Origin of the sequence: Aquabacter sp. L1I39 (assembly GCF_017742835.1) — a bacterium.
In the GTDB taxonomy this organism is placed as follows: Bacteria; Pseudomonadota; Alphaproteobacteria; order Rhizobiales; family Xanthobacteraceae; genus L1I39.
In genome coordinates, this window is the sequence record NZ_CP072392.1 from 3,095,743 (window position 1) to 3,107,987 (window position 12,245).

Annotated in this window: 22 protein-coding genes and 1 tRNA gene; 4 read left to right on the forward strand and 19 right to left on the reverse strand. The window is 67.7% G+C overall.

Annotation, left to right across the window (positions count from 1 at the left end):
* Positions 1-56: 56 nt before the first annotated feature.
* Positions 57-1,712: an energy-dependent translational throttle protein EttA gene (ettA, locus tag J5J86_RS13805; protein WP_209098894.1), complete on the reverse strand. Its 1,656-nt coding sequence runs from the start codon at positions 1,710-1,712 to the stop codon at positions 57-59.
* A 219-nt stretch (positions 1,713-1,931) separates the two neighbouring features.
* Between ettA and J5J86_RS13810 the strand changes: the two genes are divergently transcribed.
* Positions 1,932-2,408 (forward strand): cupin domain-containing protein, encoded by a 477-nt coding sequence (locus tag J5J86_RS13810; protein WP_209098896.1) that lies wholly within the window; start codon positions 1,932-1,934, stop codon positions 2,406-2,408.
* A gap of 48 nt (positions 2,409-2,456) precedes the next feature.
* Here the strand turns inward: J5J86_RS13810 and J5J86_RS13815 are convergent, their stop codons facing one another.
* The 3 genes from J5J86_RS13815 to J5J86_RS13825 all read right to left on the reverse strand — a co-directional run bounded on the left by J5J86_RS13815 (position 2,457) and on the right by J5J86_RS13825 (position 4,272).
* Positions 2,457-2,972 (reverse strand): DUF2059 domain-containing protein, encoded by a 516-nt coding sequence (locus J5J86_RS13815; protein ID WP_209098898.1) that lies wholly within the window; start codon positions 2,970-2,972, stop codon positions 2,457-2,459.
* Between the two features lie 78 nt (positions 2,973-3,050).
* Positions 3,051-3,746: a ribose-5-phosphate isomerase RpiA gene (rpiA, locus tag J5J86_RS13820; RefSeq protein ID WP_209098900.1), complete on the reverse strand. Its 696-nt coding sequence runs from the start codon at positions 3,744-3,746 to the stop codon at positions 3,051-3,053.
* 94 nt (positions 3,747-3,840) lie between these two features.
* Positions 3,841-4,272: a hypothetical protein gene (locus J5J86_RS13825; protein ID WP_209098902.1), complete on the reverse strand. Its 432-nt coding sequence runs from the start codon at positions 4,270-4,272 to the stop codon at positions 3,841-3,843.
* A gap of 189 nt (positions 4,273-4,461) precedes the next feature.
* Between J5J86_RS13825 and gph the strand changes: the two genes are divergently transcribed.
* Together gph and J5J86_RS13835 are read left to right on the forward strand one after the other, a co-directional pair.
* The gene (gph, locus tag J5J86_RS13830) at positions 4,462-5,148 is read left to right on the forward strand and encodes a phosphoglycolate phosphatase (protein WP_209098904.1); all 687 of its coding nucleotides are present in this window, start codon (positions 4,462-4,464) and stop codon (positions 5,146-5,148) included.
* Between the two features lie 106 nt (positions 5,149-5,254).
* Positions 5,255-5,329 (forward strand) — tRNA-Val (locus tag J5J86_RS13835).
* A 67-nt stretch (positions 5,330-5,396) separates the two neighbouring features.
* On the opposite strand, the gene J5J86_RS13840 is transcribed toward J5J86_RS13835, so the two are convergent.
* On the reverse strand, positions 5,397-5,735 hold the full coding sequence (locus J5J86_RS13840; RefSeq protein ID WP_209098906.1) for a hypothetical protein: 339 nt from the start codon (positions 5,733-5,735) through the stop codon (positions 5,397-5,399).
* Positions 5,732-5,920, reverse strand: a complete 189-nt coding sequence (locus tag J5J86_RS13845) for a hypothetical protein (protein WP_209098908.1) — start codon at positions 5,918-5,920, stop codon at positions 5,732-5,734. Before J5J86_RS13845 ends, J5J86_RS13840 begins: the two co-directional genes overlap by 4 nt.
* A 119-nt stretch (positions 5,921-6,039) precedes the next feature.
* Between J5J86_RS13845 and J5J86_RS13850 the strand changes: the two genes are divergently transcribed.
* On the forward strand, positions 6,040-6,189 hold the full coding sequence (locus J5J86_RS13850; RefSeq protein ID WP_209098910.1) for a hypothetical protein: 150 nt from the start codon (positions 6,040-6,042) through the stop codon (positions 6,187-6,189).
* Here the strand turns inward: J5J86_RS13850 and J5J86_RS13855 are convergent.
* From J5J86_RS13855 to J5J86_RS13915, 13 genes are all read right to left on the reverse strand, one after another.
* Positions 6,182-6,598 carry a dATP/dGTP diphosphohydrolase domain-containing protein gene (locus J5J86_RS13855; protein WP_209098917.1) on the reverse strand — a complete coding sequence of 139 codons (417 nt, stop codon included), beginning with the start codon at positions 6,596-6,598 and terminating at the stop codon, positions 6,182-6,184. The two genes, J5J86_RS13850 and J5J86_RS13855, sit on opposite strands and share 8 nt — an antisense overlap.
* A complete protein-coding gene (locus tag J5J86_RS13860; RefSeq protein WP_209098919.1) occupies positions 6,595-7,893 on the reverse strand; it encodes a hypothetical protein in 1,299 nt (432 codons plus the stop codon). Before J5J86_RS13860 ends, J5J86_RS13855 begins: the two co-directional genes overlap by 4 nt.
* Positions 7,890-8,252 carry a hypothetical protein gene (locus J5J86_RS13865; protein WP_209098921.1) on the reverse strand — a complete coding sequence of 121 codons (363 nt, stop codon included), beginning with the start codon at positions 8,250-8,252 and terminating at the stop codon, positions 7,890-7,892. The genes J5J86_RS13860 and J5J86_RS13865 overlap by 4 nt, the downstream gene beginning before the upstream one ends.
* 1 nt (position 8,253) lies before the next feature.
* Positions 8,254-8,547 (reverse strand): hypothetical protein, encoded by a 294-nt coding sequence (locus tag J5J86_RS13870; RefSeq protein ID WP_209098923.1) that lies wholly within the window; start codon positions 8,545-8,547, stop codon positions 8,254-8,256.
* A complete protein-coding gene (locus J5J86_RS13875) occupies positions 8,459-8,833 on the reverse strand; it encodes a hypothetical protein (RefSeq protein ID WP_209098925.1) in 375 nt (124 codons plus the stop codon). Before J5J86_RS13875 ends, J5J86_RS13870 begins: the two co-directional genes overlap by 89 nt.
* Complete coding sequence (locus J5J86_RS13880; RefSeq protein WP_209098927.1) at positions 8,830-9,111, reverse strand: hypothetical protein; 282 nt, start codon at positions 9,109-9,111, stop codon at positions 8,830-8,832. The genes J5J86_RS13875 and J5J86_RS13880 overlap by 4 nt, the downstream gene beginning before the upstream one ends.
* Positions 9,108-9,632, reverse strand: coding sequence for a M15 family metallopeptidase (locus tag J5J86_RS13885; RefSeq protein WP_209098929.1), 525 nt, complete (start codon positions 9,630-9,632; stop codon positions 9,108-9,110). Before J5J86_RS13885 ends, J5J86_RS13880 begins: the two co-directional genes overlap by 4 nt.
* A 76-nt stretch (positions 9,633-9,708) precedes the next feature.
* The gene (locus J5J86_RS13890; RefSeq protein ID WP_209098931.1) at positions 9,709-10,026 is read right to left on the reverse strand and encodes a hypothetical protein; all 318 of its coding nucleotides are present in this window, start codon (positions 10,024-10,026) and stop codon (positions 9,709-9,711) included.
* Between the two features lie 56 nt (positions 10,027-10,082).
* Positions 10,083-10,307 carry a hypothetical protein gene (locus J5J86_RS13895; RefSeq protein ID WP_209098933.1) on the reverse strand — a complete coding sequence of 75 codons (225 nt, stop codon included), beginning with the start codon at positions 10,305-10,307 and terminating at the stop codon, positions 10,083-10,085.
* On the reverse strand, positions 10,304-11,089 hold the full coding sequence (locus tag J5J86_RS13900) for a hypothetical protein (protein WP_209098935.1): 786 nt from the start codon (positions 11,087-11,089) through the stop codon (positions 10,304-10,306). The genes J5J86_RS13895 and J5J86_RS13900 overlap by 4 nt, the downstream gene beginning before the upstream one ends.
* 1 nt (position 11,090) lies before the next feature.
* Positions 11,091-11,636 (reverse strand): hypothetical protein, encoded by a 546-nt coding sequence (locus J5J86_RS13905; RefSeq protein ID WP_209098937.1) that lies wholly within the window; start codon positions 11,634-11,636, stop codon positions 11,091-11,093.
* Positions 11,629-11,994, reverse strand: coding sequence for a hypothetical protein (locus J5J86_RS13910; RefSeq protein ID WP_209098939.1), 366 nt, complete (start codon positions 11,992-11,994; stop codon positions 11,629-11,631). Before J5J86_RS13910 ends, J5J86_RS13905 begins: the two co-directional genes overlap by 8 nt.
* Positions 11,995-12,050: 56 nt before the next feature.
* A complete protein-coding gene (locus J5J86_RS13915) occupies positions 12,051-12,245 on the reverse strand; it encodes a hypothetical protein (protein WP_209098941.1) in 195 nt (64 codons plus the stop codon).

The window sequence follows — 12,245 nt, forward strand, 5'->3', positions numbered from 1 at the left end:
GGCGGCATTGCCGCGAAAGAAGACGGGCCCGGGCGCTGTTTCCCGGGTCCAGGCTCTCAGCGGGAGAACTTCTTGTATTGGATGCGCTTTGGGATGGTGGAATCGATCCCCAGGCGGCGCTTCTTGTCTTCCTCATAGTCCGCGAAATTGCCCTCGAACCATTCCACATGGCTGTCGCCCTCGAAGGCGAGCATGTGGGTGGCGATGCGGTCCAGGAAGAAGCGATCATGGGAGATGATGACGGCGCAGCCGGCATAATCTTCCAGCGCCTCTTCGAGGGCGCGCAGGGTGTCCACGTCCAGGTCGTTGGTGGGCTCGTCGAGCAGCAGCACGTTGCCGCCGCGCTGGAGCGTCTTGGCAAGGTGCACGCGGTTGCGTTCACCGCCGGAGAGCATGCCCACCTTCTTCTGCTGGTCGCCGCCCTTGAAGTTGAAGGCGGCGCAATAGGCGCGCGACGGGATCTCGCGCTTTCCCACATAGATCACGTCATTGCCGCCGGAAATCTCTTCCCAGACGGTCTTCTTGTCGTCGAGGGCGTCGCGGCTCTGGTCCACATAAGCGAGCTTGACGGAATCGCCGATGGTGATGGTGCCGGTGTCCGGCTTCTCCTGGCCCGTAATCATGCGGAACAGGGTGGACTTGCCCGCGCCGTTCGGCCCGATCACGCCGACGATGCCGCCGGGCGGCAGCTTGAAGGACAGATCGTCGATCAGGAGCTTGTCGCCGAACCCCTTACTGAGATTCTGGAAGTCGATGACGTTCTGGCCCAGGCGCTCGGCCACGGGGATGATGATCTGCGCGGTCTGCGGGGCCTTTTCGGAAGCCTTCTTGACCAAGTCCTCATAGCGCTGGATGCGGGCCTTGTTCTTGGCCTGGCGCGCCTTGGGGGAGGCGGCGATCCATTCCTGCTCGGCAGCGAGCGCGCGCTGGCGGGCCTCGTCCTCGCGGCCCTCCTGCTGCAGGCGCTTCTGCTTCTGGGCGAGCCAGGAGGTGTAGTTGCCCTCGTAGGGGATGCCGCGGCCGCGATCGAGCTCCAGGATCCAGCCGGTGACATTGTCCAGGAAGTAGCGGTCGTGGGTGACGATCAGGATCGCGCCCGGATAGGTCCGCAAATGGCCTTCGAGCCATGCGGTGGTCTCGGCGTCCAGGTGGTTGGTGGGCTCGTCCAGCAGCAGCAGCTCGGGCTGCTCCAGAAGCAGGCGGCACAGGGCGACGCGGCGACGCTCGCCGCCGGAGAGCTTGGCCACGTCCCAGTCGTCAGGCGGGCAGCGCAGGGCGTCCATGGCCTGGTCGACCTTGCTGTCCAGGTCCCACAGGCCCTGGGCCTCGATCTCGTCCTGGAGGCGGGTCATCTCGTCCGCCGTCTCGTCCGAGTAATTCATGGCGAGCTCGTTGTAGCGATCGAGGATCGCCTTCTGCTTCGCCACGCCGTCCATCACGTTGTCGCGGACATTTTTGGCCGGATCGAGTTGGGGCTCCTGCGAGAGGTAACCGACGCGCACGCCGTCCGCGGGCTTGGCCTCGCCGGAAAAGTCCTTGTCGATCCCCGCCATGATGCGCAGCAAGGTGGACTTACCCGCGCCGTTGACGCCGAGCACGCCGATCTTGGCATCCGGGTAGAAGGACAGGTGGACGTTATCCAGGACCTTCTTTCCGCCGGGATAGGTCTTGGTGAGACCATGCATATGGTAGGCATACTGATAGGCAGCCATGGCGGCGCGGCTCTCCGGACTTGTCGCGTTTGGGGCCGTTCTAGAGCGCCGCGCGGCTGGAGGGAAGGGCGAATGCGGCGCGCCGGCCTTTGGGACGCCGCCCGCGGCTGCGCACGGGGCCATGCCGCGCGTACCTCTTTCGCCGGCCCGCGTCCCGCACTAGCCTGCGCCGCGAACGACGCAACAGCCTGAGCCGCGCGCCGCATCCGGGAGCCCAAGATGAGCCATAGCCACCCCCACCCCCCCATCGACTGGCGCGACACCGGCGTGAAGGTGATCCGGGGAGATCAGCTGGACCCCAACACCGCCCAGACCCCCGGAATGAACCGGGCCACCGCCATCAACCGGGCGCGGGCGGGCGCGGAGAAGCTCTGGGCGGGCACCGTCCACATCCATCCCGATGCCAAGACCGGCGCGCACCATCATGGCGACCTGGAGAGCGTTATTTTCGTGGTGAAGGGCAAGGCCCGCATGCGCTGGGGCGAGAAGCTGGAATACACCGCCGAGGCGGGGCCTGGCGACTTCATCTATGTGCCGCCTTATGTGCCGCACCAGGAAATCAATGCCTCTCCCGACGAGGTCCTGGAATGCGTCCTGGTGCGCTCCGGCCAGGAGCCGGTTGTGGTCAATCTGGATATCGAGCCGGTGGAGCGCCCGAGCGAGGTCAAGTGGATCGACCCCATCCACAAGGCCTGAGCATCTGTCGCGAAGGGAGGCGGCGACCCCCTTCGCGACACCTCTCGATCAGAGATCGTAGCCCTTCTTCTTCATCTCGGAGCGGATGCGGTCCATCACCTCATTGTTCAGCTTGGCACCCCAGGCCTGCATGTTCTGAACGGCCTGCTGCACGATGGCGGGGCGATCCGTGACCAGCTTCTGGCCGACGGGAGACTTGTAGAAGGCCAGTGCCTCCTTCAGCTCGGCCTCCGTGAAGCGGGTGGCGTAGGAGGTGGCCAGGATGTCGATGATCTCAGTCTGGCGCTTGTCGAACTCCGGCCGCAGCGCCACGGCGAGGTCCCGCAACTGCGGGGCGAGGTCGGGATTGGTCTGCACGAAGCCGAGGGCGGCTCCGTCCACCAGGTTCTGGATCACGCCGTCGAAGGCGTGCGCCTCACCATTGGCCTGAACCAGGTCGCGGGCGGTCTGGAGGGCCGCGGGGCTGGGCGCCGCGGCGGGCTGCTGGGCGAGCGCCGGCGCCGTCACAAGCATCAGGGCCAGCAGGCCCATGCCGATATGCCGGGCGGCGGTCGAGCAACGCATGATCATCTCCATGGGGAAGGTCTCGTTCGGTTTGGCGGGAGCGGACATGTCCGGCGCGGGGGCACCGGGGCCGCGTGATCAGGCCTCTAGGATTTCAATGCCGTTCGCACCGGCAAGGATGACGCGGCGGGCGAGGCCCAGGAACAGGCCGTGCTCCACCACGCCCACCACGGAGCGGATGGCGGTATCGAGCCGGACAGGGTCGGGAATGCGGCGCAGATGCGCATCAAGGATCACATTGCCCTGATCGGTGACGAAGGTGTCGCCCGCGGTCTTGCGCAGCACGAGTGGCCCTTCGCAGCCAGCCCCGGCAATGGCCTCTGCGAGGCGGCGGGAAATGGCGGGGACGCCGAAATTCACCACCTCGATGGGAAGCGGGAACCGGCCAAGCATCTCCACGCGCTTGGAGGTGTCGGCAATCACCAGCATTTCACGCGCCGCGCTGGCGACGATCTTCTCGCGCAGCAGGGCGCCGCCGCCCCCCTTGATGAGGGCGAGGTGTGGCCCCACCTCGTCGGCGCCATCGATACACAGATCGAGCGCCGGAACGGTATCGAGGGTGGCCAGGGGCACGCCCAGGCTCTCGGCCTGCGCGCGCGTGCGCTCCGAAGTGGGCACGCCCACCACCTTGAGGCCGCCGCGCACCCTCTCCGCCAGGAGGTCGACGAAGTGCTTGGCCGTGGAGCCCGTGCCGAGGCCGAGCTTCATGCCGTCGGTGACGAACTCAAGGGCGCGGGCAGCCGCCTGGCGCTTCAAGTCTTCGGCGTCGGACATCGGAACTCCGGATGAGCGGGCGAGGAATTTTCTGGAAGAGGTCCAGCGTCGGGTTCGTTGCTAGCGCCGATCGACGCTTCCGACAAGCCGCGCGCTATTTTGCAGCCGGAGTGCACAGGATGGCCGGCTCGGTCCCACCGCCCGCCTTCGGCACGTCGCGCACATAGCAGATGCTCATCTCGCCGGTATCGGCATTGACGCGGAAGATGCCGGTTTCGCCGGAGAAGTTGGTGGCGACCAGCCGGTAGGCGCCAAGTTTCTGCGCGCCTGCGCCTTCGCCCCGGGCGAAGCAGCGCGTGATGCCCACCAGTGCGCTGTCCGGCCGCTCGAACTGGCAGGCGGACATTTCCCCCGTCGTTCGGTTCACGGAGAAGACGCGGTTGGCCTGGTTGGAGGGGGGTGCGCCGAAGTCAAAGCCCGCCTTGGCGTCCTGCGCCGCCGCACCGGCGACGCTGGCAACCAGAAGCCCTGCCGCCAGCAGGCCGGCCTGCCCCGGCCGAGGCGCCGTCAACCTCTTGCCCGTCATCATGGTCCTCCTCCGTCCTGCCGCCCCTGGCAGGCGCGGCGCATTGGCAAGAATGGCGTCGGAGGCTGGACATGAAAAGCGGCAGGATTGTAGGCAGGGGCCACTCAGACCGCGGGTCGCTGCCGCTTTCCCGCACGCAGCGGCTGCCCGGGGCATCATGCCCCGGATCAAGACCCCAAAGGATGCCCCATGGCCCAAGCGCCTCTCGTCGTCGCCTTCGATCTGGACGGAACGCTGGTGGACACCGCGCCCGATCTCCTGGACGCCCTGGACCATGTCCTCGACCGCCACGGCGTCGCGCCGGTGGACCGCGACCGCTCGCGCAACATGATCGGGCGTGGCGGGCGCCATCTCATCATCCGGGCGCTGGAGCAGGTGGGGGTTGCCCCCTCGCAGCAGGAGCTGGACGAGATGGTCCGGCAGTTCCTGGCCTATTATACCGACCATATCGCGGACGGCTCCCGCCCCTTTCCTGGCATGGTGGAGGCCCTAGAGCGCCTCTCGGCCGAGGGCGCGACCCTGGCGGTGTGCACCAACAAGCTGGAGCGCCTGGCGCGCATCCTGCTCGACCGCCTGGAGCTGACGCGCCACTTCACCGTGATCACGGGCGCGGACACCTATGCCCGCAACAAGCCCGATCCGCTGCCGCTGCTCTCCACCATCACCGCCTGCGGCGGCTCCGTGGGGGCTGCGGTCATGGTGGGGGACAGCGCCACCGACATCGCCACCGCCAAGGCGGCGGGCGTGCCGTCGGTGGCGGTTTCTTTCGGCTATACGGAAGTCCCTGCCGCCGAACTCGGGGCCGACCGCCTGATCGGCCATTATGACGAATTGGTGCCGGTTCTCGGCCAATTGGTGACCCGCGTCCGGGCGTGAGGTCGAGTGTCGGGGCTGTGGATGGGGTGGGAATTTCTTGACCCGCCCTTGACACCGGGAGGTCTGCGGCTTTAAACGGCCCTCCTCGCCGATCGGCGCAGACGGCGGGCGATTAGCTCAGCGGGAGAGCACTCCCTTCACACGGGAGGGGTCGCAGGTTCAATCCCTGCATCGCCCACCATTTTTCAAGCACTTATCCGCCTAAGTGCGATACGGCCCAAGAAACAGCCCAAGAAACCGGCTCGAAGTCACTCGGCTGCGGCTTGGCTTGGCGGCGGGCCAGAGTTGTCCACAACCAGCTTGACGCCTGGCTCCGGAGGCATATCCGGGGGAGGACTGATCACAAGATCGGGAAGATGGATGTGGCAGACCGCCATCAGCTTGGGCACGCGCCGGACGCGCCACGGGCGCGGATAGCGACAGCGGCGGCCGGCGATCTGGTCGAGCAGATCTTCAAGGCTGGTGTCGGCGCCGAACCGCTCGGCGAGGCGCGCGAGCCGATACCGGCCGCGCCGGCCGCAAAGCCCGCACTCGATCCGCACCACCACATAGGGATAGTCGGCGAGGGTCTTTGGCGCGTCTGTCATTGCCGGCGGGATGGCCTCCGGCGGCTCTGGAGGGCCGCCACCCGCTCGCCGGTGAGGGCGCGTTCTAGCATGGCGTTGGCAATGAGCAGCGCGCGGATGGTGGCGCGCGCATCCCCGTCGCACGCCGCAAGGGCGCGGTCGATATCGCCGGGCGACACATCAAAGATTGGCTCTGTCTGTCCCATGGCCTGCCTCCATTTGGCATATGGATTCCATGAGAACAAAAAGAGAACAAGCCGCTATATCTTGTGCCTCCCGCCGGCCCGAGGTGCAATGGAGCGGAGGCATGGGGGAGGCGGGCACCATGGATATGAGCGAAGAGGATCGGGCCTTCATCACCGAGGCGGTGGAAACGCTGAATCGCCTTATACGAGAGGCCCGCCGCAGGCGTTTCACCACCCTCGGTTATGTGCTGGAGATGGCGCTCATGGAGGCGCGGGCCAAGCTCAGGTAGCCCCGCCCGGGCTTCCGGCCCCGAAAATCCCCCGCAACTCCGCAACGCCCCGCTCGATCTCGTCCATGAGGTCGGACACGGGCGCCGGCGGCGGGCGGTCATCGGTGAGCATGCCGCAGGCATGGGCGTCGAGGACGATGCCGATGCTGGCGAGCACCGATGCCAAATGCGGCACCCCCGTCTTCGCGTCCGCCCATTCCCCGTTCCACCATTTTTCGAGATGGCGCTGGGCGGCCGCCTTATAGGTGCCGGCGGAAACCCCCGCCGTGCGCCAGTTATAGGGGCCGTATTTCAGCGCGCCCTCGGCATAGGCAAGCGCGGCATAGGCTACGGCGGTGCCGGGCACCAGTTGCAAGGGCGCGCGGGAGATGGCCAGCGCATCCTTCGGGTTGCTCGGTTTCGCGGTCACGCCGCCTCCTCCCCTTGCCAGGACACCCAGGATTCCCCTGCCTGCGCCGGCGGGGCTTCCACCTTGACCGACCAGCGGGACGTGATGCCCCGCCGCGGATGGACGAACCACAAGGGTTGCGATGGCTCGCTCGGCGGCGCCCGCAGGGCGTTCTTGGCGAACTCATCAAAACCCTTGAGCGAGTTGGCCACGATGGCGCGCGGGAGCCACAATTCCTGATGCCAGTGGCCCATGATGAGGATGTCATAGTCCCGGCCGGCGCTCGCCGCCTGGCCGCGCGTCTTGACCTCGCCGCGCATGATCGGGCCGATAGAGCCAATGATGCCGTCCCCGCCTTTCACGCCCAACATGTCGCCATGGAGGGCCAGATAGCGCTGGCCAAAGACGCGGTAGCGCACCTCATTGGCAGAGGGGATGTCAAACCGGATCTCCCGCCGCCCCTCGAAATGTCGGGCCAGGAGCTGATAGATCAGCCAGTCATAGTTCTTGTAGACGTAGCGCTTGAACTCGGGTTTCAGCGTCGCGCGCCCATGGTTGCCGGAGGCGCAGGGCACATAGACGTGGCCGAACTCGGCAATCATCCGCTCCAGCGCCCACACCAGAAGATCGCGGCAGCGGAGCGCGGCGGGAATGCTCTCCTCTGCGTCGGTTTTCGCGAGCTCGGCATGGAGCCCGCCGGAGACGAAATCCCCCAGCAGATTGACGACGATGCCGGGATATCGGCCCGGCCCATGGTTGCGGCACAGATCGATGACCGAACCCACCAGGCGTTTCACCCGGGCCTCGGCAATCTCCAGGTCATAGCCGCCGAGGCCGGCGGTCTCGGCGGAGGAGACGGTCTCGCCCATATGCCAGTCCGACCAGATGGTGACAGGCACTTCCGCCGTACGCTGGCCGCGCGGCTGGGAGGGCCGCACCAGCCAGTCGGGCGGGGCGGCCGGCGCCGCGCCCAGAGTGCCTAGAATGGCGCGCACCGCGTCCTCGTCCAGGCTTTCCCGGTGCGCGGCCCGGAGCTCGCGCCGGAGGCGCGCCACCTCGTCTTCCAGCGCCACGATGCGCCGATCCGCCGCCGAGCCGCCCAGGCGGTGCGGGCCGGATTCTCCCGGCTGCTGAGCCGGCCTTTCGTCCGGTGCCGGGCCGGCGCCCTCCGCCCGCAGGGCCGCCGCGCGCCGATAGGCCGTCTTGCGGTTGATGCGCAGGCGCCGCGCGGCCTCGGTCGGGCTCACACCATCAGCCAGCAGCGCGTCCAGCCGCGCCCGCTGGGCGGGCGTCATGTGCTTGCCGGTGCCGCTCATGGCCAGAGCCGCCGGAAGGCTGCGATCACGTCCGCCCAGAACGTCGTCAGCAGATACCAGAGCCCGCCGGCCAGCAGGGTCACGGCCGAGCCGGCCAGCGCCACCACCGCGCCCACGCGGTTGCGGAACAACTCCAGGCCCTCGACGCGCTTTTCCAGCGTGGCGTCGCGCCCGTCGAGCCGCGCCTCAAGGCCATCCAATTTGGACAGCATCCGGCGCCGATCATCGGCGGCGGTGTGGCGCTCCTCGGTGATCATGCGCTCGATGCCGTCGAGCCGCTCGGCCTGGGCATCCTGCCGCGCGCCGATGGCGCCGAGCTTTTCCAGGGCCTGGGCGGTGAGGGAGGGGGGGCGTGTCATGTCATCGTCCTCCATAGACCGCAGCCTGGGCGCCATAGAAAGCGAGCAGCCGCTTGCCGCAGGCGGAGAGGCGCAGCTCGCTCTGGCGCAGATGCGCGATGACCTCGGCCACCTGCGCTGCGCTCAGCGCGCCGGTGCCCGCCGGCCGCTCGGTGAGGGTGTCGAAGCAGTCGCGCAGATCGGGCGGCACCGAGGCAAGGGCCGGCTCAGGGGCGCGCGGGCCAGAGGTTGCGCAGCCGGTCAGACAGAGCAGCGTCGAGGCAAGGGCCAGCAGGCGGGGCGGAAAGGATTTCACGGATCTGCTCCTGAAGGGCGAGGGCCTCGACCCGCGCGGTGGCGGCGGCGGCCGTGTCAGCCGCCGCGGCGGCCTGGTGGGCGGAAAGGGTGCGGCGCAGGGCGTCCGCCTCCGCCTCGGCGCGCTCGGCGCGGGTCTTGAGCGCGGAATCCGCCTTGCCGGCGGCATATCCGAGCCCATGGGCCACAGGCCAGACGAGCGCGCAGGTGACGCAGGCGATGGCAACGGCCGCGACAATGCGGCCGATCTGGGTGCCGAGCACCCAGGCGAGGATGGACGAGATCATGAGGAGCCCTCGGGAGGTGAGGTGTCGTCATCCCGGCGCCCGCGCCGGCGGCCGAGCGCCAGGGCGTTGCGGTCATCCCAGACGGCGCCGAACACATAGGTGCCGATGACCGATCCGGCGAGCAGCAGGATTCCGTTGGCGATGGTCTCGTGCAGGGCCGTGTCGCGGCCCCACACGGTGAGATAGATGGTCTCGCCGGCGCAGAAGATGAGCGTGGCGATGATGATGCGCCGGCGGATCGCCCAATGGGCGGCAGGCCCGGCAGGCGCCGGGCTCACGCCACGGCCGGGGCGGGCGCGAGGCGAGGGGGCACCTCGCGGGTGCGCGCGGCCTGGAAATGCATGCCGTCCGGCCGCGACCAGTGGCCGCCCCACTCCCAGCCCTGGCGCTCGAATTCCTCGATCACGCGCCGGTCCATGGCGGGGGTGGGATCACCGAGCCCGTTATGATCCGGGTCGAAATCCACAGCGCAGCCATAGGCATGCATGGAGAGGGTGGCGAGCCCGCGCCCACGCCGGAAATTGTAGGAGCCGCCATAGGCGGACATGCCAATGCGGTCGATTTCCGCCTGCGAGCGCCCGCAGCGCGCCCAGATGGCATCGAGCACACGGGCGAGCGACGTCGCGCAACGCTTGTGGATGCGGATGCCCCGCACCGACTGGCCCTCAAAGCGTAGCAGCCAGGGGCACGGCACCAGCACCAGGTTGCCGGCCTCCCACTTTTCGGAAGGCCCGCCTCCGGCGCCGCGGGGGTTGCCATAGAAGGAATCGACCTCGCGTTGCAGCGGCCAGGGCGACATGAATGCCTCCAATAAAAAAGCCGCCCGGAGGGGCGGCGGATGGAAGAAGAAGAGGCCGTGGCGGCGACTGGCGGCGCTATTGCTCGGAGGTCAGGAACTCCAGCCCCGCCGCCGTGCCATTGGCGGTACCCAACAGGCGGCGCACGGGGTGGGGCAGAATCTCAGCCTGGCCAGGGGCCAGGGACAGCGTCACCGGCGCGGCATCAGTGTTGCCGACGGGGACATAGCGCACCACAGGGATCGCCACCGTGAAGGGCGCGAACACCCGCACATAGGCATAGGGGTTGAGATCCACATCGGCCGTGGACAGCGTGATGTTGCGCCCCCGCGTGCCATAGTCACGGCGCGTGACATCAGAATTGTAAAATGGGTCTTTGTTTTTATCATAAGGCATTGAGGTGTCTCCTATTCATCAATGCGTAAGGTGCCGATTGGTGTCGGCGCTGCCTGTCAGTCGTCAAAACTGGAGGGCGCCCATTCCTCGGCAGCGATGATGCGGTGAGGCAGGCCGATGAGCAGCGGCCACGCGGTCTCGTGCGCCGCGTCCGCGAGCACGAGTGCAGACAGTGCAAAATGGCCGTCCGCCAGCGCGCGCGGGCGCAGGAAACACCCCGGCGATGTCTCGCCGTCAACGGCCGCCGCCTGCGCCGGGGTCAGGATGATGCAGTCCGTCATGGCGTAATGCTCGCAATGGTCGTTAGGTAGGAGTTGGTCAGCGACGCAAGGGCGGCATGCTGCGAGGCGCTCAGAGAGGCACCCGCGAAAATGAGGGCCAACTCGGCGTCGGAGAGCGCAGTGCCAGCGCCAGCGGCGAACACCCGCAGAAGGGTAGAATTGCCCGTGGACGCAACCTCCGCGCTGTGCACCAGCGCGCCGTTGCGGTACAGGCGCTTTGTGGCGGCGTCCGCGCGGTCGGCAACCATGAGCCCGTCCAGCGACCCGCCGGATGGCCAGGATGTGCCAGTCGCGTCATTGGCGCGATAATGGACGTCATTTGAGCCTGATGTCCTGCGCTGCACGCGGCCGTAGCCGCTATACACATCCAGGCCGACGACGGCGGATGCCGGGGTCACAACGTAGCAGCCCAGGCTCATGTCGTTTTGAGCATACCGCGTGCCGCCGGCGGAGGGATTGTACCCGGTGGCCTCCAGAAAGCCGGTGGCCCCATCCCCCTGCACCCCTCTATTGGATCGCCAGATCAGCGTATTGTTGAGCGCGAGACCGTAGGAGCTGGAAACCCAGTTGACGCGCGTTGCCTGCGCGTCATGCGCGGCCAACGCACAAAACACGTCCCACCGCGCCCAGATCCCGGCCGCGATCTGCCCCCGGATATACCGATCCATGGCGGCCAATTGCGCGGCTGGTGGCGGGACGGACATGCGGGATGCCGCCGCGATTGTCTCCGGCAGCAGCCCAGACGAGCGGACGGAGGAGAGTGATAGCCCAAGGCCCAGCATGTTAACTCCCCAGAAATCCCGCCAAAAACCACACGGCGGCAGAGCCGCCGGCATTGCTGTCCACCCAGGCGGTGGCAGTGGATCGTTGTCCGGCAGTGGTCACGCGGCCCAGCGCGTCACCCTCCACCGTGGCGCCACTGGCGGCGACAAACGTCAGAGCGCCTGCGCCGGCTTGCACCACATGGACCCATGTTCCCGCCGGGGCGTTTGCTGGCAGCGTCACGCTAACTGCAGTGCCGGATGTAAACCGCAGCGTGCGGCTATAGTCGTCCGGACCAATGGTCCGGCTGGTGCCGGCCACCGTAATCGGGGCAGCGATGATGAGACCTGCCGCCGTTTCTGCGGCCGTCGCGCTGCCTGCGGCGGCGCCTGCCGAGGCGGCTGCGGCAGCCTTGTCGCTCGCCACCTGCGCTGCATCCTCCTCCACCGCGGCCCGATCTGCGGCCGTGGCGGTTGCTGCCTCCTGACACTGTTGGGCTGCGGTGAGATTGGCGGGGTTAACGGCCCCCACCAGGCCAGGGATCAGCACACGCGCGACATCAGGCATTGAGCGGCTCCTGCGCCAGGATTTGGCCAGAGGCGAGCGTGGTCTCCACCGCGTCCACCCGCATCTCGATTTGGTAGGCCGTCAGGAGACCTGGCGGCAGCGCTGCCGTCTCGGCTGGCGTCAGCGTCCAGCGGACGGAGCCGGTGGCGTCGTCCAGCGTGAGCCGGCCGGCCGCGGCGGTGAGAACCAGTGTCCCGCCCCGCCAGGACAGCGTCAGCGTCACCGCGTCCGCCAGGGTCAGCGCCAGAGGCACGGTGTCTCCGTGCCCGTCGAGGGTGTCGAACCCCAAGCCAGTGGCCCAGGACGAGCCGCGCCAGGGCGCCGTATCCTCGGCGTCAAAATGGTATCGCACGGTCATGCGCGCCTCATAAAAAAGCCGCCTGGGAGGGCGGCGGATTGGCAGGGGGGATGCGCCTAGATCGGCGGGATTTTGTCGGTGAGAAGGCGAAGGACTTGGTCCAACGCGCTCCCCGCAATGATCTGCAACAGACCGCCCATCCCCTCGATGCGCGCGCGCAACGCGGCCGCCTCCGCATGGATGGCTATGGCCTCTTCAATTTGGTCATCCGTATAGGTGGGATAGAGCTCCCGCAATGCGTCGGCGTCCAT

Excerpts from the sequence above, each read along its gene's own strand:
- J5J86_RS13895 (WP_209098933.1), bottom strand. The coding sequence starts at position 10,307 with ATGACGGACTGCATCATCCTGACCCCGGCGCAGGCGGCGGCCGTTGAC.
- gph (WP_209098904.1), top strand. The coding sequence starts at position 4,462 with ATGGCCCAAGCGCCTCTCGTCGTCGCCTTCGATCTGGACGGAACGCTG.
- rpiA (WP_209098900.1), bottom strand. The coding sequence starts at position 3,746 with ATGTCCGACGCCGAAGACTTGAAGCGCCAGGCGGCTGCCCGCGCCCTT.
- J5J86_RS13810 (WP_209098896.1), top strand. The coding sequence starts at position 1,932 with ATGAGCCATAGCCACCCCCACCCCCCCATCGACTGGCGCGACACCGGC.
- J5J86_RS13885 (WP_209098929.1), bottom strand. The coding sequence starts at position 9,632 with ATGTCGCCCTGGCCGCTGCAACGCGAGGTCGATTCCTTCTATGGCAAC.
- J5J86_RS13845 (WP_209098908.1), bottom strand. The coding sequence starts at position 5,920 with ATGGGACAGACAGAGCCAATCTTTGATGTGTCGCCCGGCGATATCGAC.
- J5J86_RS13860 (WP_209098919.1), bottom strand. The coding sequence starts at position 7,893 with ATGAGCGGCACCGGCAAGCACATGACGCCCGCCCAGCGGGCGCGGCTG.
- J5J86_RS13890 (WP_209098931.1), bottom strand. The coding sequence starts at position 10,026 with ATGCCTTATGATAAAAACAAAGACCCATTTTACAATTCTGATGTCACG.
- J5J86_RS13850 (WP_209098910.1), top strand. The coding sequence starts at position 6,040 with ATGGATATGAGCGAAGAGGATCGGGCCTTCATCACCGAGGCGGTGGAA.
- J5J86_RS13840 (WP_209098906.1), bottom strand. The coding sequence starts at position 5,735 with ATGACAGACGCGCCAAAGACCCTCGCCGACTATCCCTATGTGGTGGTG.
- J5J86_RS13875 (WP_209098925.1), bottom strand. The coding sequence starts at position 8,833 with ATGATCTCGTCCATCCTCGCCTGGGTGCTCGGCACCCAGATCGGCCGC.
- J5J86_RS13900 (WP_209098935.1), bottom strand. The coding sequence starts at position 11,089 with ATGCTGGGCCTTGGGCTATCACTCTCCTCCGTCCGCTCGTCTGGGCTG.
- J5J86_RS13915 (WP_209098941.1), bottom strand. The coding sequence starts at position 12,245 with ATGGACGCCGACGCATTGCGGGAGCTCTATCCCACCTATACGGATGAC.
- J5J86_RS13865 (WP_209098921.1), bottom strand. The coding sequence starts at position 8,252 with ATGACACGCCCCCCCTCCCTCACCGCCCAGGCCCTGGAAAAGCTCGGC.
- J5J86_RS13815 (WP_209098898.1), bottom strand. The coding sequence starts at position 2,972 with ATGCGTTGCTCGACCGCCGCCCGGCATATCGGCATGGGCCTGCTGGCC.
- J5J86_RS13825 (WP_209098902.1), bottom strand. The coding sequence starts at position 4,272 with ATGACGGGCAAGAGGTTGACGGCGCCTCGGCCGGGGCAGGCCGGCCTG.
- J5J86_RS13910 (WP_209098939.1), bottom strand. The coding sequence starts at position 11,994 with ATGACCGTGCGATACCATTTTGACGCCGAGGATACGGCGCCCTGGCGC.
- J5J86_RS13905 (WP_209098937.1), bottom strand. The coding sequence starts at position 11,636 with ATGCCTGATGTCGCGCGTGTGCTGATCCCTGGCCTGGTGGGGGCCGTT.
- ettA (WP_209098894.1), bottom strand. The coding sequence starts at position 1,712 with ATGGCTGCCTATCAGTATGCCTACCATATGCATGGTCTCACCAAGACC.